This is a genomic window from Agromyces capsici (genome assembly GCF_058349965.1).
The window spans coordinates 1,103,411-1,122,858 of the sequence record NZ_JBYRET010000001.1; the positions used below are offsets into that span (position 1 = coordinate 1,103,411).

Consider the following 19,448-nt stretch of genomic DNA (forward strand, 5'->3'; position numbering starts at 1 on the left):
TTGCGCTGTGGACAACTCGGGGCGACGGGGACCCCTGTCTAGACTTGCCGGGTGGGGAGACCGGGCCGACGCGAGGGGCGCCTGTCGCCGGCCGCGATCGCGGGGTGGACGGGCCTCGCCATCATGCTCGGCGGCGCGTTCCTCGCCGCGCTCGGCGGCCTGAACCAGACGATCTACGGCTCGTCCGCGTTCGTCGAGCGGTACCTCGGCGCGATCGCGAACGACGACATCGTCAGCGCGGCCGCCACCCCGGGGGTGCGGCTCGACGAGGGCGCGATCGCCGCCAGGGGGCTGCCCGCCGACGTCTCCACGGCGATGCTCCGCTCCGGAGTGATCGAGTCGGGCCCCGAAGACGTGCGGATCGTCTCCGACATCGCGCACGACGACGGCTCGCACACCGTGACCGCGAGCTACCGGCTGGAGTCGGCGATCGTCGAGACCGCGTTCGACGTGCGGCCGATCGAGCCGCTGTACGGCGTGCTGCACCGGTGGGAGTTCGCGACGAGCCCGCTCGCGGTCATCGAGGTGACCGCGGCGCACAACCCGCTCTTCACGGTCGGCTCGCTCACGCTCGACACGCGCGCGACGAAGCCGGCGGAGGAGCTCGCGGGTTTCACGCACCAGGCGTCGTACCTCGCCATCGCGCCTGCGGTGTACGAGTTCGGGTACGAGTCGACGCTGCTCGAGGCCGTGCCGACCCAGGTGGTCGCCGAGCCCGGCGCGGTCGTGCCGGTCACGGTCGACGCGCTGCCCACCGCGGCGTTCGTCGAACGCGTGCAGGCGAAGGTCGATGAGTACCTGCAGGAGCAGTGCGCCGCGCAGACGGTGCTGCAGCCCGCGGGCTGCCCGTTCGGCGTCGTCATCGACGACCGCGTGGTCGGCGAACCGGCGTGGACGATCGTCGGCTCGCCCGAGGTCACGCTCGCACCCGGCGAGACCACGTTCGAGATGCCGGCCACGCCCGGCGTCGCCCGCATCACGGTCGAGGTGCAGTCGCTGTTCGACGGCGAGTTCTCCACGCTCGAGCAGGATGAGGCGTTCACGCTCGCACTCGACGCGACGGTGCGGCCCGACGGGTCGATCGCGATCCAGCTGCGCTGACGACTGTCGCGCAGGCCGCAGCCCGGAGGGCGGAGCCGGAACCTACGCGTCCGTCTGCTCGAGGCCCGCGACCGCGGCATCGATGATCGCGTCGAGCGGCGCGTCGACGGTGCACACCACCGCCCGCTCGTCGGGTGCGGGCGCCTCGTACAACGCGAGCTGCGAGGCGAGCAACGTCGCCGGCATGAAGTGCCCGGCCCGGGCGCCGATGCGCTCGGCGAGCAGCGCCGGGTCGCCCTCGAGTGCGACGAAGACCACGTCGGGCGCGACCGCGCGCAACCGGTCGCGGTACACGCGCCGCAACGCCGAGCAGGCGACCACGACGCCCGGAGCCGGCGCCTCGGCGAGCGCGGCGGCCACGCGGTCGAGCCACGGCATGCGGTCGGCGTCGACCAGCGGCGTGCCCGCCTGCATCTTCGCGATGTTCGCCGGCGGGTGCAGGTCGTCGGCGTCGACGAACGGCGCACCGATGCGGTGCGCGAGCGCCTCGCCCACGGTGCTCTTGCCGGCGCCCGAGACGCCCATCACGACGATGCGGCGGACGGCCGGTGCGGCGGGCGCCGCGTCCGTGCGCGCGCCGGGCTGCGCCATCCGCTCGCCTGTCATTGCACGCCGTCGCGTTGCGCGAGCGCGGCCAGGCGCGCGTTGTACTCCTCGAGCTCGGCCTCGCCGGTGCGATCGGCGTGCCGGTCGCGGCGCTTGGTCTCCTTGGCATCGGAGCGCGCCCACTGGATCGCCACCGTGATCGCCAGGGCCACCGTCGGGATCTCGCCGATCGACCACGCGATCCCGCCGCCGAACTGCTGGTCGGCGAGCGCGTCGGTGCCCCAGCCCATCGCGCCGTACCAGTCGGCGAGCAGCAGGCCCGTGCCCATCATGATCGACAGGCCGAAGAAGGCGTGGAACGCCATCGTGCCGAGCAGCAGCACCAGCCGGAACGGATACGGCAGCCGGTACGGCACCGGGTCGATGCCGATCAGCGACTGCACGAAGAGGTAGCCCGTGATGAGGAAGTGCACGACCATCCACTCGTGCCCGATGTGGTCCTCCATGGTCCAGCGGAACAGCGGCGAGTAGTAGAACACCCACAGCGAGCCGGTGAACAGCACGGCCGCGACGATCGGGTTCGCGATGATGCCCGCGAAGCGCGAGTGCACCGCGATCAGGATCCACTCGCGGCCGCCGCGGCTGTCGTCCTTGCGGGGGCGGATGGCACGGGCCGCGAGCGTCACGGGCGCGCCCGGCACGAGCAGCACCGGCACGCCCATCGTGAGGATCATGTGCGCGAGCATGTGCGCCGAGAACAGGTACTGCTCGTACACGTTGACCCCGCCGCTCGTCACCCAGGCGAGCAGCAGGAGGCCCGAGACCCAGAGGACCGTGCGGTAGACGGGCCAGCGGTCGCCCCGACGGCGCAGCCGGATCACCCCGGCGAGGTAGAAGAAGATGCCGAACCCGCAGAGCAGGAGCCACAGCAGGTCGGGGCTCCACTCGGTGAGGTAGCGCCAGGCCTCGGGCCACGGCGGCAGCGGTTCACCGGTCAGGATCTCGGCGGGCGTGCGCGCGAGCTGCCCCGCGGCCTCCTCGGAGACCGGCGTGGCGGTGCGCGCGAGCGCCGCGGCGACGCCTGACGCGAGGCCCATGAAGGCGAGCTCGACCGCGACGAGCAGCCAGAACGTGCGCGTCGTCGACGCGTCGGGGCGCGTCATCCGGCCGATCATGACCCGTCGCTGCGCGGCGCCGAACAGTCCGAGCGCGATGAGCGCGGCGACCTTCACGACGACGAGCAGGCCGTAGCCGGTCGTGAGCTGCGACCAGGTGCCGATGCGCAGCGCCGCGCTCGCGTAGCCCGAGACCGCCACGACGATGAAGCAGATCAGCGCCACGGTCGAATAGCGCGCCAGCACGACCGCGAGCCGGTCGCCGTCGAGCGTCGGCTTCAGCAGCACGAGCGTGAAGAGGCCGCCGAGCCACGCGGCGACGAAGGCGAGGTGCAGGCCGAGCGCGACGATCGCCTCGTTGTGGCCTGCGGTGCCGGCAGCATGGCCCTGCTGGGCCATCGGCACGAGCGCGACCACCGCGAGGACGGTCACGAACACGAGCGCGGTGTGGTTGCGGACCGCGAAGCACAGCACCGTGACCGCCGCGGCGACGAGCGTCGTGGTGAGCCACGCCTGGCCGGGCTCGATCGAGGTCGCGAACTGGCCGAGCTGCTGGCCGAACCGGTCGCTGAAGTCGAACGGCACGCCGGTCACGAGCACGAACGTGAGCACGCCCGTGGCCGCGCTGGCGACGGTGAGCACGGCGGCGGACGCCGCGGCGACGTCGAGCGCGAGGCCGAACTCGCGCCGCTTGGGGCTCAGCGCCCAGACCGCGAGCACGAGCGCGCCGATCATGCCGGCCGCCCCGAGGTTCACGAAGAGCTTCGCGACCGGGACGCCCCAGCGCGCGACCGGCCCCGGATCCTGGATCGGGTACGGCGCCGCTCCCCCGCCGTACGCCAGTGCCGCGATCATCGCGCCGAGCGCGACGGCGACGAGCGCGGCGGGGCCGAGGACGCGGACGGAACGGGGCACCGGACAAGCCTAGGCGAGCCGGCTGGGAGCGCCGGCCCCGCGCCATCCGGCCGCCTGCACCGTTTCAGGAGGGCGGAGGCAGCTCAGGACCGGACCCGCCAAGGCATCCTGACGAGCCCGCGATCTCCTGAAAGGGGAAGGAGGCGAAGGATGGTGCGGCGCACCAGCCCGGGGCACGCCGAAGGGGCGCACCGGATGACCGGGCGCCCCTTCGGGAGTCTCGGAGTGCGTCTGGCGACGCGCCGCGAGTTACTTCGCGGCAGCCTTGAGCTTCGAGCCCGCGGTGACCTTGACCGAGTTGCCGGCGGCGATCTGGATGGTCTCGCCGGTCTGCGGGTTGCGGCCCGTGCGGGCGGCGCGGTGGGTGCGCTCGACGGCGAGCCAGCCCGGGATCGACACCTTGGTGCCCGAGCCGACCGAGTCGGCGAGCGCGTCGAAGAAGCCGTTGAGCACGGAGTCGACGGTGCTCTGGCTCTGGTTGGTCGCCGCGGCGATCTTGGCAACGAGCTCCGACTTGTTGAGCGACTTGTCAGCCATTGAATGTCCTCCTCGGACGTTCGCTGTGTCTACAGCTGTCGTGTGGATACGCGGAGTCGATCTCTCGATCGCCCCCGTGGCCGTTCAGGCCGCCTCGAATGTAGCAGAGTCCCGCGGAAACACGCGGATTTCCGGGCTTTCACGGCAGGTTCAGTCGGGGGTTGACGGATGGCGCGGGGTCGCCGTAGACGGCGAGAGGGGCGCCCCGGATGATCCGGGACGCCCCTCTCGGGAAGCGGTGCTGGTGCTTACCAGGACGACTTGGTGATGCCGGGCAGCTCGCCGCGGTGCGCCATGTCACGGAAGCGGACGCGCGACACGCCGAACTTCGTGAGCACGCCGCGGGGGCGGCCGTCGATGGCGTCGCGCGAGCGCACGCGCACCGGCGAGGCGTTGCGGGGAAGCTTCTGGAGGCCGACACGGGCGGCCTCGCGGGACTCGTCGGTGCCGTTCGGGTCGACGAGCGCCTTCTTCAACTCGGCACGCTTGGCCGCGTAGCGGTCGACGACCACCTTGCGCTGCTCGTTGCGCGCGATCTTGCTCTTCTTCGCCATGTCTTAGCGCTCCTCTCGGAAGTCGACGTGCTTGCGCACCACGGGGTCGTACTTCTTGAGCACGAGACGGTCGGGGTTGTTGCGACGGTTCTTGCGGGTCACGTAGGTGTACCCGGTGCCGGCCGTCGAACGGAGCTTGATGATCGGACGGATGTCCTGCTGCTTCGCCATTAGAGCTTCACCCCACGAGCCTGGATGTCCTTGATGACGGCCTCGATACCACGCGCGTCGATCACCTTGATGCCCTTGGCGGACACGTTCAGGGTGACGTTACGACGCAGCGAGGGCACGTAGTAGGTCTTCTTCTGCACGTTCGGGTCGAAGCGGCGCTTCGTCCGGCGGTGCGAGTGCGAGATGTTGTGTCCGAAGCCGGGGGTGGCTCCGGTCACCTGGCACACTGCTGCCATTGGTCTTTCCTCCAATACCGAGGGGCCGGACGGCCCCTCCCAAGGTCACTTGTCTGCAGGCGAGCCCCTCCGCCACGCGGTAGATACAGGGGGATTCGCCTACGGTCTGGACGGTGGAAGCGCCCAGCCAAACGTCGAGTCTAGCAGAGGGCCAGATCAGGGCCGAATCGGATGGCGCGCCGTCCGTCGCCCGTCGGCCCCCGCGTCATCCGGTCGGGATCGTGCGCCGTGACAGCAGCGCCGCGACGAGGAAGCACACCGCGCCGAGCATCGTGCCGAGGTTCGCCCAGTACTCGCTGAGCAGGTCCCCGGTCTCGGGCAGCACGTACGCCCCCACGGCCGAGGCGCCGAAGGCGATCGACCCCACCAGGTTGAGCCAGGTGCCGTGCCAGGTCCGGGCATCGGGGTCCCAGAGCCGGCCGCGGTCCTTCGTCGCCATCACCGCGAGCGTGCTCGCGACGAGGAACGCGATCGAGCCCCACGCATCGGGGCGCCATCCGATGCCGACCGCGTCGGGCCGGGCGATCGCCGCGGCGAGCGCGGCGAACGTGCTGACGTTGAACAGGAGGGTGCCTGCGAACTGGACGGCGGCCGCCCACCAGTCCGCGCGGTCGGCACGGTTCATGTCGCCGTGCGGCGGGCGACGACCGCTCAGGCCGAGCTGGATCAGTGCCGCGGTGGTGAAGAAGAGCGAGCCGATGAAGAACGTGAGGTTCGCCTCGACGGCGCCCACCCATGCGGCGTACGGCGGCAGCGCGCCGACGAGGAAGCAGATCGAGCCCACCGCGAAGCCCCAGGCCTCGCGACGCAGCCGCCGGATCGTCGCCCGGCCCGGTGCGGTCATCGTCAGTGGTGGAACGCCGGCGGCAGGCCGGGGTGCGGCATCGGCGCGTCGAGCGAGTCGAGTAGGGCGGTCTCCTCGCGGATGTCGCGCAGCAGGTCCTCGGCGAGGTCGCGGCTCAGGCCGTCGCGGCACACGATCCGCATCACCGTCTGGCCCTCGAGGTCGCCCGACAGCGGATACGCGGGAACGAGCCATCCCTTGATGCGCAGCCGCTCGGAGAGGTGGTAGAGCGTCCAGTTGTCGGTGTGACCCGGCTTGAGCCGCCAGGCGAACACCGGGATGTCGCTGCCGTCGGTCAGGAGCTCGAAGGCGGCGATCTCGCCCACCGCATGCGACAGGTAGCGCGCGACATCCTGCGACGCCTGCTGGATCGAGGTGTAGCCGACCCGGCCGAGCCGGAGGAAGCGGTAGTACTGCAGCAGCACCTGCGCACCGGGCCGCGAGAAGTTCAGGGCGAACGTCGGCATCGAGCCGCCCAGGTAGCTGACCCGGAAGATGAGCTCGTCGGGCAGCGCGGCGGTGTTGCGCCAGACGATCCATCCGACGCCGGGGTAGACCAGGCCGTACTTGTGGCCCGACGTGTTGATCGACTGCACGCGCGGCACCCGGAAGTCCCACTCGAGCTCGGGCTGCAGGAACGGCGCGACCATGGCGCCCGAGGCGCCGTCGATGTGGATCGGGATGTCGAGCCCGGTCTTCTCCTGGATCTCGTCGAGCTTGGCCTGCACCTTCGTGACCGGTTCGTAGGCGCCCGTGTACGTCACGCCCATGAGCACGACCACGCCGATCGTGTTCTCGTCGACGACGTCCTCGAGGCCCGTGCCGTCCATGAGCGGGTGCTCCTCCGTGGTCGGCACGAGCCGCATCTCGACGTCGAAGTAGTTGCAGAATTTCTCCCAGCAGACCTGCACGGCCGAGCTCATGATGAGGTTGGGCTTGTCGGCGGGCTTCCCGGCCGCGCGTCGCGCGTTCTGCCAGCGCCGCTTGAGCGCGAGGCCGCCGAGCATGCACGCCTCGGACGAGCCGATGGTCGACGTGCCGATCACGTCGGCGCGGTCGGGCGCGTTCCACAGGTCGGCGAGGATCCGCCAGCAGTACTCCTCGATCGCGGCGGTCGCCGGGTACTCGTCCTTGTCGATCATGTTCTTGTCGAACGCGTCGGCGTAGAGCTTGTCGGCGGACTCGTCCATCCAGGTGCCGACGAACGTCGCAAGGTTGAGCCTCGCGTTGCCGTCGAGCATGGTCTCGTCGCGCACGATGCGGTACGCGGTCTCGGGCAGCATCGAGCCGTCCGGGATCTTGGTGTAGCGGGCCGTCGTCGCCTCCCCCGCTCGCGAGAAGGTCGGCGTGAGCGCTTCTTCCTGGTACATGGTTCCCCCTCCGTCCGTACCGGGCACGTTCGGGCGGGAACGTAGCGCGATCCCGCGGGCGCGGCCGGGACTCAGGTCCCGTGGGCCCGGATGTCGCGTGGCGCGCGCCCCACGGCATCCGCGCCATCGGCCCGCTATGACGGCTCGGCCAGCAGGCGCGTGCACTCCGCGCAGAGTCCGAACACGTCGACGACGTGGGCCGCGGCGGTGAAGCCGTGCTCGCCCGCGACGCGGCGCGCCCAGGCCTCGACCTCGTCGGCCGCGATCTCGACGGTGAGGCCGCAGTTGCGGCAGATGAGGTGGTGGTGGTGCCCGGTGCTGCACGCGCGGTAGATGGCCTCGCCCTCGGGCGACTGCAGGCAGTCGGCGTCGCCGCTGGCGGCGAGGTCGCCGAGCGCGCGGTACACCGTGGCGAGGCCGATCGGCGACCCGCTCGCGTGCAGCGCCGAGTGCAGCGACTGCGCGCTGATGAACCCCTCGGTGCCGTCGAGCGCCTCGCGCACCGCCTCCCGCTGCCAGGTGTTCCGTTTCATGCGATCCGTGCGTCCTCCGCGGTCTCCACCGGGATGGGAGCCCGCCTCGAGGGTAGTCGTCGCAGCTGTGAGCCGCCGAGCGCCAGCAGGAAGAACGCGGTCGCCGCGAGCGCGATGGACGGCCCCGCCGCGACGGCCGCGTATCGGGAGACGAGCACCCCCAGCACGCCCGAGGCCGCACCGATCACCGGGGCGACGACCAGCACGCCGCGGAATGTCGGCACGACGAGCCGGGCCGCCGCGGCCGGCGCCGCGAGCAGCGCGATCGCGAGGATCGCGCCCACCGCCGGCAGCGAGCTGACCACCGACGCCGCGATGAGCGCGAGCACGAGCAGCTCGATCGGCCACTCGCGGAACCCGGCGGCGCGGAACCCCGCCCGGTCGAACGTGGAGAAGACGATGCGGGTGCCGAACGCCGCGACGAGGGCGACGGATGCCACGAGCACCGCGGTCGCGAGCAGGATGTCGCCGTCCCTCACGGTGAGGATCGACCCGACGAGCAACGACTCGGGCCGGATCGGCAGGCCCGGCAGCAGGGCCTGCAGCAGCGCGCCCGCCGCGAACCCGCCGGTGAGGACGATGCCCGCCGCGACCTGCGGGCCTTGGTGGCGCACGCGCGCGATCGCCGACATCACCACGACGATCACCACGGCCGCCACGGCCGCGCCGAGCGGCACGCTGACCCCGAGGGCCGCGGCCGCCACCGCGCCTGGGTACGTCGCGTGGGTGAGCGCCTGCGCGAAGAACGTGCGACGCCGCAGCACGACGAGCGCGCCGACGAACCCGGCGCCCGCGCCGATCACGATCGCCGCGACCAGCGCGCGTTCGAAGTAGCCCATCACCGCTCCCCCGCCGCGGCCTCGATGACCGCATCGAGGCGCGACCCGCGGGGCGCGCCCGCACCCCGATCGGCGCCCGCTCGCCCACGGCTCGGCCCCCGCGCCATCCGGTCGCGCACGAGCCGGAACGCGAGCAGCACCCCGTAGACCAGCACGAAGACCGCCACCACCGTGCTGCCGGCCGGAAGGTCGACGCCCGCGCCCACCGAGACGGCGAACCCGAACGAGAGCCCGAGCCACGAGCTCACGGCGCCCACGGCCGCGGCCGCGGGGAACAGCCACCACAGCCGTGCGGTGACGAGGCGTGCGGCGGCGCCAGGCACGATGAGCAGCGCGAGCACGAGCAGGGTGCCGACCGTGCTCGCCCCCGCGACGACGACGAGCGCGATCGCCGAGTTCAGCACGAGGTCGAGCACGAGCGGCGTGTCGCCCGCCGCCCGGCCGGCCTGCGCGTCGAACGCGCGCAGCAGTTGCTGCTTGAGCGTGATGCCGACCGCGACGGCTGCGGTGAGCGTGACGACGACGAGCGGAAGCACGTCCTGCGGGGCGATCGTGAGCACGCGCCCGAAGAGCAGCGCTTCGAGCTCGCCGGCGTAGTCGTCGCCGCGCGAGACCACGATCACGCCGACGCTGAACGCCCCAGTCAGCACGACGGCGACGGCCGCGTCGGAGGTCACCCCGGCGCGAACGAAGAGCGTCAGCGCCACGGCGCCCGCGAGCGCGGCGATCGCTGCGCCCGGCACGAGGCCGGCGGTGCCGCCGACCGCGAGCCCGATCGCGAGGCCGGGGAAGACCGCGTGCGTGAGACCGTCGCTGATGAACTCGAGTCCACGCAGGTTGACCAGCACGCCGACGAGCCCGGCGACGACGGCGAGCACGAGCAGCACGACGAGCGCCCGGCCCATGAACGGCAGGGCGTATGCGCCGAACAGCGCATCCCAGGCGGTCATCGGACGGCACTCCCCCGCGCCGGAGCACGCCACAGCCGGTGGCCCGGCAGCGTGTATGCCCGTTCCGGCATCAGTGGCCCTCGTGGCCGGGCACCACGAGCGTGTGCTCGTCGAGCTCGACCTCGACGCCCTCGAAGCACTCCTGCACGTTCGGGAGCGTGAGCACGTCGTCGACCGCGCCGCAGCTGAGCTGCGCGCCGTTGACGAGCAGCGCCGCGTCGCACACCTCGCGGGCGAGCTCGAGGTCGTGCGTCGACACGATCACCGCGACCCCACGGGCCTTGAGCGCCCGCAGGGTGCCGATGAGCGCGTCGCGGTTGGCCTGGTCGAGCCCGTTGAACGGCTCGTCGAGCAGCAGCAGACGTGGCTCGGCCGCGAGCGCCCGTGCGAGGAACCCGCGCTGGCGCTGGCCGCCGGAGAGCTCGCCGAACCGACGGTGCGCGAGGTCGGCGAGGCCGACGGTCTCGAGGGCCTCGTGGACCACCTGCCGATCATGCCGTCCGGGCCAGCGGAAGAGCCCGAGCCGTCGGTAGCGACCCTGCATCACGACCTGGGCGAGGCTGATCGGGAAGTCGGGGTCGAGCTCGACGGACTGGGGCAGGAAGCCGATCATGCCGTTCGCGGCATCCGATCGCCCGTCGACCCGCATCTCCCCAGCGACGAGCGGGACCAGGCCGAGGATGCCGCGCAGCAGCGTCGACTTGCCGGCACCGTTCGGGCCGATCACCGCGAGCGCCTGGCCCGGCGCCACGTCGACGGACACCCCGGTCACGCCGCCGCCTCCCGGATGCCGGAACGCGGCATCGCGGAGACGGAGGACGGGTGCGACGTCGGTCATGGCGTCATCCTCGCAGGGCTTCGGGCAGGGTGGAAGGCTCGACGCCCCACGATTCGAGGATCAGGCGCGCGTTGTGCACCTGGCTGCCGAGGTAGGTCTCGCCGTCGGTGCCGGGCTGGCCGAGCGAATCGCCGTACAGGGCGTCGTCGCCCGAGTACACGGCGACGTCCGCCTCGTTCGCGATGGTCTCGGCCGCCTTCGGCGAGATCGACGCCTCGGAGAACACGGCCTGCACGCCGGTCGCCCGGATCCGGTCGACGAGCGCATCGATCTCGGCGGCGCTCGGCTCGGCGTTGTCGTCGAAGCTCGGGATGACGCTGCCCACGAACGTCACGTCGTAGGCGCCGAGGAAGTACGTGAACGCGTCGTGGTTGGTCACCAGCAGCCGATCTTCGACCGGCACCTGCGCGACGTTCTGCTCGATCCACGCGTCGAGGGCGTCGAGCTTCGCGGTGTAGTCGGCCTCGCTCGCGCGGATCGCGTCGGCGTCGAGGCCGTCGACGTCGGCGAGGCCGTCCGCGATGTTCGCGACCATCTCCCCCGCGAGCTCGGGGTCGGTCCAGATGTGGGGGTTGCCCTCGGCGTGGTCGTCGCCCTCCTCGTCGGCGTGGTCGTGGCCCTCCTCGTCGGCGTGGTCGTCACCCGACTCCTCGGCGTGCGCGTCGTCGGTCGACGCGAGCTCGATGCCCGTGCTCGCGTCGATGAGCACGCCGTCGAAGCCCGATGCGGCGATCGCGTCGTCGAGCCAGCTCTCGAGACCGCCGCCGTTGACGACGAGCGCGTCGGCCGAGCCGAGCGCCAGGAGTTGCGCGGCCGACGGGTCGAACGAGTGCGCGCTCTGCCCGGGCTCGAGCAGGCCCGTCACCTCGGCCTGCTCCCCCGCGAGCTGCGCGGCGAAGTCGGCGACCTGGGTGGTGGTCGCCACGACCAGTGGCTCGCCGGACCCGGTCGCGGAGCCGTCGCTCGCGCATCCGGCGAGGGCGACGACGGAGGCCGCGGCGAGGGCGGGCACGATGAGGCGGGCACGACGGGTCGAGGCGTGGGGCATGCGTCCACCGTACTTCTTATTGATAATGGTTGTCAAAATCAGTTCGATGTCCCGTGGGCCCGGCCTGACGACGCAGGCGACGTTCGCCAGGTGAACGGATGTCGCGTGGTGACGGAACATTGTGGACAGGGTTCCACGAACGACGGTGGTCCGTGCGAGAGTGTCTGCCGTGGAACTCACCACGATCCCGATCGCCCTGCACCCGTTCACCGTCGGCGACGCCGAGCGCCTGCTCGCCGGCGACGTCGACCCGCTCGACGGCTGGGAGGGCGGGTACTCGTTCACCGACGAGCCCGAACTGCTCGCCGAGTACGTCCGCACCGTCCGTCGCAACGGCGACCCGGCCCCGTTCGGGCCCTACCTGGTGCGCCGAAGCGACGGGGGAGTGGAAGACGGGGCTGCCATCGGCGGCGTGAACCTCTTCGGTCCGCCCGACGAGCGCGGCGCGGTCGAGTTCGGCTTCGGCCTGGTGCCCGCGGTCCGCGGCGAGGGCCTCGCCCGGCACGTCGTCGCCGAGACGATCGAGCTGATCCGCTCGACCGGTGCCGCCATCGCGCGCGCCGAGTGCGAGGTCGCGAACCTCCCGGCCCGGCGCGTGCTCGAGCAGGCCGGTCTCGTCGAGGTCGGCCGCACCACCGACTCGGTCACCCTCGAGATCCGCCTGTAGCGCTACTCCAGCAGCAGCGCGGGCTCCTCGATGATCGAGGCCACGTCGGCGAGGAACCGGCTCGCGACATCGCCGTCGACCACGCGGTGGTCGAACGACCCGCCGATCGTGGTGACGTAGCGAGGGCGCACCTCGCCGTCGACGACCCACGGCTTCTGCTTGATCGTGCCCAGGGCGACGATGGCGACCTCGCCGGTGTTCAGGATCGGGGTCCCGGTGTCCATGCCGAACACGCCGATGTTCGTGATCGTGATGGTGCCGCCCTGCATCTCGGCGGGCTGGGTCTTGCCCTCGCGCGCGGTCAGGGTGAGCTGCTCGAGCGCCGCGGCGAGCTCGACCATCGACATGGCCTGCGCCTCCTTGACGTTCGGCACGATGAGCCCGCGCGGCGTGGCGGCGGCGACGCCGAGGTTGACGTAGTGCTTGACGATGATCTCGTCGTCGGTCCACTGCGCGTTGACCGTCGGGTTGCGGCGAGCGGCCCAGATCATGGCCCGCGCCATGATCAGCAGCGGCGACACCTTGACGCCCGCGAAGTCGGGGGAGGTCTTGAGTCGCTTGACGAACTCCATCGTCCGGGTGGCGTCGACGTCGACGAAGACCGATACATGCGGCGCGGAGTATGCACTCTGCACCATGGTCTGCGCGATGGCCTTGCGCACGCCCTTTACCGGGATCCGGGTCTCGCGGTCGGTCGGCAGCTCGGGCGTCTGGATGTTGCGGAACACGCTCGCCTGGCTCGCCTCGCGGATGACGTCGTCTCGCGTCACGTCGCCGATCGGGCCGGTCGGCGTGACCCGGGAGAGGTCGACGCCGAGGTCCTTGGCGAGCTTGCGGATCGGCGGCTTCGCGATGACGGGCACGCCGTCGTCGGGGCGTTCGGCCGGGCGAGCGGGCTCCGCGACCGCGGTCGCGGGCGCCGCGGCGGGCGACGGTGCGGGGACATCGACGGGCGACGGCGGGACGAGATGCTCGTGCGCTCCACCCGGGGACGGATGGCGCCGGCGCCGGCTCCGCGACGGACCGGTGCTTCCGTGGCCGACCAGCACGGCGCCACCCTCGGCCTCGGCGGCCGGAGCCGTCGCGGGCGCGGCGGGCGCCGCGGGCGCCGCGGCATGAGGCGTTGCGGGCGTCGCCTCGGCGGGAGACATGCCGCCCGCGGCATCCGTTCGGATCACCAGGATGGGCGTGCCGACGTCGACCGTCCGCCCCTCCTCGACGAGGAGCTCGGCCACGGTGCCCTCGAACGCGCTCGGCAGCTCTACGAGCGACTTCGCCGTCTCGATCTCGACGAACACCTGGTCGAGCGCGATGCGGTCGCCGGGCGCCACGCGCCACTGCACGATCTCGGCTTCGGTGAGTCCCTCGCCCACGTCGGGAAGGGGGAACCGGATCTCGCTCATCGTGCTCCTCGGTTGCTCGATCGGATCAGTACGCCAGCGCGCGGTCGACGGCCTCGAGCACGCGGTCGGCGCTCGGGAGGTACTCGGTCTCGAGCGCGGCGGGCGGGAACGGGGTGTCGAATCCCGAGACGCGCAGCACGGGCGCCTCGAGCGAGTAGAAGGCCCGCTCGGCGACCGTCGCGGCGATCTCGGAGCCGACGCTCACCGACCCGTAGGCCTCCTGAGCGACCACGAGCCGGCCCGTGCGCTGCACCGAGTCGACGATGGGGCCGTAGTCGATGGGGGAGAGGGAGCGCAGGTCGACGACTTCGAGGCTGCGGCCCTCGCCGGCGGCGATGTCGGCCGCCTGCAGCAGAGTTGCGACCATGGCGCCGTGTCCGACGACCGTGACGTCGTCGCCGCGGCGCACGACGCGGCTCGCGTGCAGGGGGAGTCCGGAGTGGTCGTGGTCGACCGGGCCCTTGGGCCAGTAGCGGCTCTTCGGCTCGAAGAACAGCACGGGATCGTTGGAGGCGATGGCCTCCTGGATCATCCAGTAGGCGTCGTGCGGGCTCGACGGGCTGACCACGCGCAGGCCCGGGGTGTGCGCGAAGTACGCCTCGGGGCTCTCCTGATGGTGCTCGATCGAGCCGATGTGCCCGCCGTAGGGCACGCGGATGACCACGGGCATCGACACGGTGCCGTCGTGCCGCACCGTCTGCCGCGCGAGCTGGGTCGTGATCTGGTCGAAGGCGGGGAAGATGAAGCCGTCGAACTGGATCTCGACGACGGGGCGGTAGCCGCGCATCGCGAGGCCGATGGCCGTGCCGACGATCCCCGACTCGGCGAGCGGGGTGTCGAGCACGCGCCGGTCGCCGAACTCGGCGAGCAGCCCCTCGGTCACACGGAACACGCCGCCGAGCGCCCCGATGTCCTCGCCCATGAGGAGCACCTTGTCGTCGGCGCGCATCGCCTCGCGCAGGCCCGCGGTGATCGCCTTCGCCATCGAGAGGGTGTGCACGCCGCGCAGCTCGCCCGCGGCGGCCTCGGCGGGAGCGCCCGCCAGGGTGTCGGCCGTCTCGACGCTCATGCCTGGTCTCCTTCGAACGAGTTCTCGTACTCATCGAGCCATGCCGCCTGCGCCTCGATCAGCGGGTGGGGCTCGCTGTACACGTGCGCGAAGATGTCGCGGCGCGGGGGAGCGGTGATCTGGAGCGTTCGCGTGCGGACGTCGGCGGCGACATCCGCGGCCTCCTCGTCGACCTCGTCGAAGAACGCGGATGTGGCGCCCCGACCCTCGAGCCACGTGCGGTAGCGCGTGATCGGGTCGCGGGCGGTCCAGTACGCGACCTCGTCGTCGGTGCGGTACTTCGTGGGGTCGTCGGCCGTGGTGTGCGCGCCCATGCGGTAGGTCACGGCCTCGATGAAGCTCGGCCCCACGCCGGCGCGCGCCTCCTCGAGCGCCGTGCGCGTCACGGCGTAGCTGGCGAGCACATCGTTGCCGTCGACACGGATGCCGGGCATGCCGAAGCCCCCGCCGCGGAGCGAGAGCGGGCTGCGCGACTGGCGCGAGACGGGCACCGAGATCGCCCACTGGTTGTTCTGCACGAAGAACACCTGCGGCGTGTTGTAGCTGCTGGCGAACACGAGCGCCTCGTTCGCGTCGCCCTGCGATGTCGAGCCGTCGCCGTAGTACACGAGCACCGCGGCATCCGTCTCGGGGTCGCCGGTGGCGGTCGCACCGTCGAACTGGAGGCCCATCGCGTACCCGGTGGCGTGCAGGGTCTGCGACGCGAGCACCAGCGTGTAGAGGTGGAAGTTGCCGTTCTCCTCGGGGTTCCAGCCGCCGAGGGTGGCCCCCTTGAGGAGCCGGAGGATCCCGACGGGGTCGAGGCCGCGGATCATGCCCACGATGTGCTCGCGATAGGAGGGGAAGATGTGGTCCTGCGGGCGGGCGGCGCGCGCGGAGCCGACCTGGGCGGCCTCCTGGCCGTGACTGGGCACCCACAGGGCGAGCTGGCCCTGCCGCTGCATGTTCGCACCCATGACGTCGAGGCGGCGCGAGAGCACCATGTCGCGGTAGAACTGCTCGAGCGTCGCGTCGGGCAGCGCGTCGATCAGCGGAAGGTAGGCCTCCGCCTCGGGGGTCGGACGCAGGTCGCCCTCGGGCGTCAGGAGCTGGACCGTCGGTGCGGTGAAGTCGCGTGAGGGGGCTGCCACCGTTCCACGGTACCCGCTAGAGGGAGGCCCCTTCTTGTGAAGGTCCGACAAGCTCCCCGAGAACCCTTAGGAGTACGTCCACAGACTCTGGCTCGCCGACCGAGATCCTGATGCCGTCTCCCGGGAAGGCCCGGGCGACGACCCCGGCACCGAAGAGCCGCTCGGCGACCTCGGCCGTGCGATCGCCCGTCGGCAGCCAGACGAAGTTGCCCTGCGCCTCCGGGACCGGCCATCCCTGCGCGAGGAGCGCGGCACGGAGCGCGTCGCGCCGCCCGACGAGTGCGTCGACGCGTCGAAGCAGCTCGGCCTCGGCCTCGGGCTCGAGCGCGGCGAGCGCGCCGGCCGTGGCGACGGCGGTGACGCCCAGCGGGATCGCCGTCGCGCGGGCGGCGTCGAGGATCTCGACGGGGCCGATCGCATAGCCCACGCGGACGCCCGCCAGGCCGTACGCCTTCGAGAAGGTGCGGAGCACCACGAGGTTGGGGTAGCGGCCGATCAGGTCGCTGCCGACCACGGATGCCTCGTCCCGCACGAACTCGGCGTACGCCTCGTCGAGCAGCACGAGCCGGTCGGCCGGCACCCGCGCCATGAACCGCTCGAACTCGTCGCGCGTGACGGCGACGCCGGTGGGATTGTTGGGGGAGCAGACGATCACGACGCGCGTCCGCTCGGTGACGGCGTCGGCGAGCGCGTCGAGGTCGTGCCCGTGGTCGTGGCGGTTGGGCACCTGCACGCTGCGTGCGCCGGCCACCGTGACGAGGCCGGGGTAGGCCTCGAACGAGCGCCACGAGTAGACGACCTCGTCGCCGGGCGCGGCGGCCGCGAGCACGAACTGGGCGAGGAGCGACACGGACCCGGCGCCGACGAGCACCTCGTCGGCGGTCACGCCGAAGCGCTCGGCGAGCTTCTCGCGGAGGGTCAGCGCCGTGGCATCGGGGTATCGGTTGACCTCGGCCGCGGCGGCGGCGATCGCCCGCTCGACGGCCGGCACCGGAGGCCAGGGGTTCTCGTTGCTGGAGAGCTTGAAGCCGTTCGCCGGTGCTGGGCGGCCCTGTCGGTACGGCGGGAGGGCGGCGATCTCGGGGCGCAGGCGTACGCGTGCGCTCGTGGGCTCCGGTGCGGTCACGGATTCCACCGTACCCCTTCGAGGTCCGGGGTCCCGCTGCCATACTCGGGGCATGCGCTTCCTGTTGAAGGTCTTGGTCTCGGCGTTCGCCCTGTGGCTGACGACGTTCATCGTGTCGGGCATCAGGGTGGTGCCGTACGAGGACACCGATTTCGCCACGGTGGTCACGTACCTGCTCATCGCCTTCATCTTCGGAATCGTCAACGCGACCGTCGGAACCTTCATCCGCATCGTCGGGTTCCCCTTGTACGTGCTCACGCTCGGGCTCATCTCGTTCATCGTGAACGGCCTGCTGCTGCTCATCGTCGACTGGGTCAGCGACCTGCTCGGCTTCGGCCTCCAGGTCGAGAGCTTCTGGTGGGGCGTGCTCGGCGCGCTCGTGCTCGGCATCATCAGCTGGCTCATCGGCCTGGTGGTGCGACCGCGTAACTAGCCGGACGCGGCGCGCTCGGCGTGCCAGAGCGACACCGCGGCGGCCGGCCGGGCGCCCGTGAATCCGGTCACGAGGTCGCGGAACTCGCGCAGCCGCGGATCGTCGTCCTCGTCGATCCTCCGAGCGGTGGCCTGGTACTGCGCGAGCGCGTGGGCCGGCACAGAGTCGCCCTCCGACGCCTCGAGCGCACCGATGGTGGCCTCGACCTCGATCCGGCCGGGAGCCGCGACACCGGATCCGCCGGTTGCGGGCACGAAGTCCTCGCGGTGAGCGACGGTGAGCAGGGGCGTCTCGCCGGTGCCGACCTGCTCGACGGGTCCGCCGAGGCTGACGGCCGCGACGACGTCGAGATCGGGGCCGGGATCGGCGGCGAGGTTCGCCGCCACCATTCCGCCCGCCGAGTGACCCACGACGATCACCGGCTCGCCGGGGCCGACGCCGGCCGCCGTCATCGCGGCGCGGACCGCCCGTTCGGATGCGGCCGCCTCGACGGGGAGGCCGACGAGGTCGCCGAGGGCCGACGCGTCGGCGGCGCCGTGCAGGTTCGCGGTCATGTCGTACGGCTCGCCGTCGGGGGTGAGGCCGAAGTCGACCGTGCCGCCGGAGTACACGATCCACCGCGACCCCTCCGCGGAGTCGTACCGCTCGATGCGGATCTGGGGGACGCCGGGTTCGGAGGGCGGGAGGCGTTCGGCGAGGTCGCCGACGCCGCGCACCGGGCGAGGCTCGGGCGAGGCCGACGGCGCGGATCCGTCGGCGGCACGCGTCGTGACCTCCGTCACCGTCACGGCGGTCTCGCGCAGCGTGCGCGAGCCGGCGACCAGCCCGACGACGCCCGCTGCGGCGAGGAGCAGGTTCGCGTTCTCAGGAGCCTCGAGCGCCGTGCCGGCGGCGAAGAACGGCTGGGAGCGGAAGAGCCCGGCGAGGAACTCGTCGGCGTGGTCGGCCGCAGCGCGGACGAGCCCCACGAAGGCGGGGTCCGACAGGATCGGCAGGCCGTGCTCGCGGACCACGCGCTGCACCGCCGCCGCGTGCTCCTCGGGGGCGGTGATCATGCCGAACAGGCTGTACGCCGCGGGGGGCACGAGCGCGATGGCCGCCGCGGAGGTGCCTGCGAGCAGCAGCGTCGGCGCGGCCATGCCGAGCAGGCCGGCCGCGATCCGCCGCCCCGCCTCGGCCAGGCCCGCCGCCATCGTCTCGGTCGCGGCGTACGCGCTCCCGCCGACGAGCAGCGCATGGGCGAGCTCGGAGGCGGAGCGCCCGGCGGCATCGAAACCGGCCTGTGCGGTGTCGACGGCGAGCGCGGCGCTCCACCCGCCCTCGTGCAGTCCGAGCTCGTCGAGCCGCATTCGGAGCGCCCCGGCGCGGGCCGCCCACTCCGACACGATGTGCGCTGCGGCCGTCAGCCGCACCGCCTCCGCGAGCAGCGCCTCGGTCTCGACCGTGGTGTCGCCACCGCCGCGCACCTCGAGGTCGCTCATGGGCGCGCGCCCACGCCTGCGACCGACCCGGGCACCGGATCAACCGGTGTCGGGTCGCCGCCCGGAGTCGGTGCGGTCGGCCACGCGGCGCGCACGCGATCGCGCGCGGCGACGAGCTCGGCCTCCGCGTCGAGCAGCAGCTGCTCGGCGCCCGCGAGCGCGTAGCGCACCTCGGTCGCGCGCCCCGAGTACAGGTCGGCCGCGACGGAATGCCAGCCGTCGATGCGGTCGAGGACCAGAGCGGGACGGACCTGCTCGACCTCGGCTCGGAACGCGCGCAGGCCGAACAGCGTGTGGTCGATGGCGGCGAGCCGCTGGGCGGCGGCAGCGCCGCCGGCGTCGAGGGCGGATGGCGAGAGGTCGAACGGGGTCACGTGGCGAGCGTGCGCCCCGCGCCGGGGCCCGCGGATCGGCACACCGCACCATGTGGTGTCCAGGCTCGCGGCTCGGCCTGGGGAGGACCAGTGAGGTCGTCCCCCGAAACGGGGTACCCCGATCCGATCCCGGTCTGTTCCGAACCCGCCGGACTCGTCCACAATAGG

At 72.2% G+C, this 19,448-nt stretch carries 22 protein-coding genes; 3 read left to right on the top strand and 19 right to left on the bottom strand.

What is annotated here, in order from left to right:
* Positions 1–51: 51 nt before the first annotated feature.
* Positions 52–1,101: a hypothetical protein gene (locus AC3RKB_RS05340; RefSeq protein ID WP_491434963.1), complete on the top strand. Its 1,050-nt coding sequence runs from the start codon at positions 52–54 to the stop codon at positions 1,099–1,101.
* Between the two features lie 42 nt (positions 1,102–1,143).
* On the opposite strand, the gene AC3RKB_RS05345 is transcribed toward AC3RKB_RS05340, so the two are convergent.
* From AC3RKB_RS05345 to AC3RKB_RS05405, 13 genes are all read right to left on the bottom strand, one after another.
* On the bottom strand, positions 1,144–1,692 hold the full coding sequence (locus AC3RKB_RS05345) for a gluconokinase (protein WP_491434964.1): 549 nt from the start codon (positions 1,690–1,692) through the stop codon (positions 1,144–1,146).
* A gap of 11 nt (positions 1,693–1,703) precedes the next feature.
* Positions 1,704–3,617 carry a bifunctional copper resistance protein CopD/cytochrome c oxidase assembly protein gene (locus tag AC3RKB_RS05350; RefSeq protein ID WP_491436758.1) on the bottom strand — a complete coding sequence of 638 codons (1,914 nt, stop codon included), beginning with the start codon at positions 3,615–3,617 and terminating at the stop codon, positions 1,704–1,706.
* A gap of 309 nt (positions 3,618–3,926) precedes the next feature.
* On the bottom strand, positions 3,927–4,214 hold the full coding sequence (locus AC3RKB_RS05355; protein ID WP_067945722.1) for an HU family DNA-binding protein: 288 nt from the start codon (positions 4,212–4,214) through the stop codon (positions 3,927–3,929).
* Between the two features lie 248 nt (positions 4,215–4,462).
* Positions 4,463–4,768, bottom strand: a complete 306-nt coding sequence (gene rpsN / locus AC3RKB_RS05360) for a 30S ribosomal protein S14 (RefSeq protein WP_465539756.1) — start codon at positions 4,766–4,768, stop codon at positions 4,463–4,465.
* Between the two features lie 3 nt (positions 4,769–4,771).
* A complete protein-coding gene (gene rpmG / locus AC3RKB_RS05365; protein ID WP_021760158.1) occupies positions 4,772–4,939 on the bottom strand; it encodes a 50S ribosomal protein L33 in 168 nt (55 codons plus the stop codon).
* Entirely contained in the window at positions 4,939–5,175 is a 237-nt protein-coding gene (rpmB, locus tag AC3RKB_RS05370; RefSeq protein ID WP_092674031.1) for a 50S ribosomal protein L28, read from the bottom strand. Before rpmB ends, rpmG begins: the two co-directional genes overlap by 1 nt.
* A 205-nt stretch (positions 5,176–5,380) precedes the next feature.
* Positions 5,381–6,019, bottom strand: coding sequence for a YrhK family protein (locus AC3RKB_RS05375; protein WP_491434967.1), 639 nt, complete (start codon positions 6,017–6,019; stop codon positions 5,381–5,383).
* A 2-nt stretch (positions 6,020–6,021) separates the two neighbouring features.
* Positions 6,022–7,389 (bottom strand): glutamate decarboxylase, encoded by a 1,368-nt coding sequence (gene gad / locus AC3RKB_RS05380; protein ID WP_491434969.1) that lies wholly within the window; start codon positions 7,387–7,389, stop codon positions 6,022–6,024.
* 134 nt (positions 7,390–7,523) lie between these two features.
* Positions 7,524–7,922 carry a Fur family transcriptional regulator gene (locus AC3RKB_RS05385; protein ID WP_491434970.1) on the bottom strand — a complete coding sequence of 133 codons (399 nt, stop codon included), beginning with the start codon at positions 7,920–7,922 and terminating at the stop codon, positions 7,524–7,526.
* On the bottom strand, positions 7,919–8,761 hold the full coding sequence (locus AC3RKB_RS05390; RefSeq protein WP_491434971.1) for a metal ABC transporter permease: 843 nt from the start codon (positions 8,759–8,761) through the stop codon (positions 7,919–7,921). Before AC3RKB_RS05390 ends, AC3RKB_RS05385 begins: the two co-directional genes overlap by 4 nt.
* Positions 8,761–9,711, bottom strand: coding sequence for a metal ABC transporter permease (locus tag AC3RKB_RS05395; protein WP_491434973.1), 951 nt, complete (start codon positions 9,709–9,711; stop codon positions 8,761–8,763). Before AC3RKB_RS05395 ends, AC3RKB_RS05390 begins: the two co-directional genes overlap by 1 nt.
* 70 nt (positions 9,712–9,781) lie before the next feature.
* The gene (locus AC3RKB_RS05400; protein WP_491434975.1) at positions 9,782–10,549 is read right to left on the bottom strand and encodes a metal ABC transporter ATP-binding protein; all 768 of its coding nucleotides are present in this window, start codon (positions 10,547–10,549) and stop codon (positions 9,782–9,784) included.
* A gap of 4 nt (positions 10,550–10,553) precedes the next feature.
* Complete coding sequence (locus AC3RKB_RS05405) at positions 10,554–11,597, bottom strand: metal ABC transporter substrate-binding protein (protein ID WP_491434976.1); 1,044 nt, start codon at positions 11,595–11,597, stop codon at positions 10,554–10,556.
* A gap of 169 nt (positions 11,598–11,766) precedes the next feature.
* Between AC3RKB_RS05405 and AC3RKB_RS05410 the strand changes: the two genes are divergently transcribed.
* The gene (locus tag AC3RKB_RS05410) at positions 11,767–12,264 is read left to right on the top strand and encodes a GNAT family N-acetyltransferase (RefSeq protein WP_491434978.1); all 498 of its coding nucleotides are present in this window, start codon (positions 11,767–11,769) and stop codon (positions 12,262–12,264) included.
* A 2-nt stretch (positions 12,265–12,266) separates the two neighbouring features.
* Here AC3RKB_RS05410 and AC3RKB_RS05415 read toward each other — a convergent pair whose 3' ends face one another.
* The 4 genes from AC3RKB_RS05415 to AC3RKB_RS05430 all read right to left on the bottom strand — a co-directional run bounded on the left by AC3RKB_RS05415 (position 12,267) and on the right by AC3RKB_RS05430 (position 16,992).
* Positions 12,267–13,667, bottom strand: a complete 1,401-nt coding sequence (locus AC3RKB_RS05415; RefSeq protein WP_491434979.1) for a dihydrolipoamide acetyltransferase family protein — start codon at positions 13,665–13,667, stop codon at positions 12,267–12,269.
* A 25-nt stretch (positions 13,668–13,692) separates the two neighbouring features.
* Positions 13,693–14,652 (bottom strand): alpha-ketoacid dehydrogenase subunit beta, encoded by a 960-nt coding sequence (locus tag AC3RKB_RS05420; protein ID WP_491436759.1) that lies wholly within the window; start codon positions 14,650–14,652, stop codon positions 13,693–13,695.
* A gap of 80 nt (positions 14,653–14,732) precedes the next feature.
* The gene (locus AC3RKB_RS05425; protein ID WP_491434981.1) at positions 14,733–15,866 is read right to left on the bottom strand and encodes a thiamine pyrophosphate-dependent dehydrogenase E1 component subunit alpha; all 1,134 of its coding nucleotides are present in this window, start codon (positions 15,864–15,866) and stop codon (positions 14,733–14,735) included.
* 16 nt (positions 15,867–15,882) lie between these two features.
* Positions 15,883–16,992, bottom strand: coding sequence for a histidinol-phosphate transaminase (locus tag AC3RKB_RS05430; RefSeq protein ID WP_491434982.1), 1,110 nt, complete (start codon positions 16,990–16,992; stop codon positions 15,883–15,885).
* A 52-nt stretch (positions 16,993–17,044) separates the two neighbouring features.
* Between AC3RKB_RS05430 and AC3RKB_RS05435 the strand changes: the two genes are divergently transcribed.
* Positions 17,045–17,425, top strand: a complete 381-nt coding sequence (locus AC3RKB_RS05435; protein WP_491434984.1) for a phage holin family protein — start codon at positions 17,045–17,047, stop codon at positions 17,423–17,425.
* Here the strand turns inward: AC3RKB_RS05435 and AC3RKB_RS05440 are convergent.
* Together AC3RKB_RS05440 and AC3RKB_RS05445 are read right to left on the bottom strand one after the other, a co-directional pair.
* The gene (locus AC3RKB_RS05440; RefSeq protein ID WP_491434985.1) at positions 17,422–18,906 is read right to left on the bottom strand and encodes a lipase family protein; all 1,485 of its coding nucleotides are present in this window, start codon (positions 18,904–18,906) and stop codon (positions 17,422–17,424) included. The two genes, AC3RKB_RS05435 and AC3RKB_RS05440, sit on opposite strands and share 4 nt — an antisense overlap.
* Positions 18,903–19,280 (bottom strand): hypothetical protein, encoded by a 378-nt coding sequence (locus tag AC3RKB_RS05445; RefSeq protein WP_491434986.1) that lies wholly within the window; start codon positions 19,278–19,280, stop codon positions 18,903–18,905. Before AC3RKB_RS05445 ends, AC3RKB_RS05440 begins: the two co-directional genes overlap by 4 nt.
* Positions 19,281–19,448: the final 168 nt, after the last annotated feature.

What these genes read in the sequence shown, in the direction of transcription:
- AC3RKB_RS05345 (WP_491434964.1), bottom strand. Translation starts at nt 1,692, where the DNA reads ATGGCGCAGCCCGGCGCGCGCACGGACGCGGCGCCCGCCGCACCGGCC.
- AC3RKB_RS05350 (WP_491436758.1), bottom strand. Translation starts at nt 3,617, where the DNA reads ATGATCGCGGCACTGGCGTACGGCGGGGGAGCGGCGCCGTACCCGATC.
- AC3RKB_RS05355 (WP_067945722.1), bottom strand. Translation starts at nt 4,214, where the DNA reads ATGGCTGACAAGTCGCTCAACAAGTCGGAGCTCGTTGCCAAGATCGCC.
- rpsN (WP_465539756.1), bottom strand. Translation starts at nt 4,768, where the DNA reads ATGGCGAAGAAGAGCAAGATCGCGCGCAACGAGCAGCGCAAGGTGGTC.
- rpmG (WP_021760158.1), bottom strand. Translation starts at nt 4,939, where the DNA reads ATGGCGAAGCAGCAGGACATCCGTCCGATCATCAAGCTCCGTTCGACG.
- rpmB (WP_092674031.1), bottom strand. Translation starts at nt 5,175, where the DNA reads ATGGCAGCAGTGTGCCAGGTGACCGGAGCCACCCCCGGCTTCGGACAC.
- AC3RKB_RS05375 (WP_491434967.1), bottom strand. Translation starts at nt 6,019, where the DNA reads ATGACCGCACCGGGCCGGGCGACGATCCGGCGGCTGCGTCGCGAGGCC.
- gad (WP_491434969.1), bottom strand. Translation starts at nt 7,389, where the DNA reads ATGTACCAGGAAGAAGCGCTCACGCCGACCTTCTCGCGAGCGGGGGAG.
- AC3RKB_RS05385 (WP_491434970.1), bottom strand. Translation starts at nt 7,922, where the DNA reads ATGAAACGGAACACCTGGCAGCGGGAGGCGGTGCGCGAGGCGCTCGAC.
- AC3RKB_RS05390 (WP_491434971.1), bottom strand. Translation starts at nt 8,761, where the DNA reads ATGGGCTACTTCGAACGCGCGCTGGTCGCGGCGATCGTGATCGGCGCG.
- AC3RKB_RS05395 (WP_491434973.1), bottom strand. Translation starts at nt 9,711, where the DNA reads ATGACCGCCTGGGATGCGCTGTTCGGCGCATACGCCCTGCCGTTCATG.
- AC3RKB_RS05400 (WP_491434975.1), bottom strand. Translation starts at nt 10,549, where the DNA reads ATGACCGACGTCGCACCCGTCCTCCGTCTCCGCGATGCCGCGTTCCGG.
- AC3RKB_RS05405 (WP_491434976.1), bottom strand. Translation starts at nt 11,597, where the DNA reads ATGCCCCACGCCTCGACCCGTCGTGCCCGCCTCATCGTGCCCGCCCTC.
- AC3RKB_RS05415 (WP_491434979.1), bottom strand. Translation starts at nt 13,667, where the DNA reads ATGAGCGAGATCCGGTTCCCCCTTCCCGACGTGGGCGAGGGACTCACC.
- AC3RKB_RS05420 (WP_491436759.1), bottom strand. Translation starts at nt 14,652, where the DNA reads ATGGCGAAGGCGATCACCGCGGGCCTGCGCGAGGCGATGCGCGCCGAC.
- AC3RKB_RS05435 (WP_491434984.1), top strand. Translation starts at nt 17,045, where the DNA reads ATGCGCTTCCTGTTGAAGGTCTTGGTCTCGGCGTTCGCCCTGTGGCTG.
- AC3RKB_RS05440 (WP_491434985.1), bottom strand. Translation starts at nt 18,906, where the DNA reads ATGAGCGACCTCGAGGTGCGCGGCGGTGGCGACACCACGGTCGAGACC.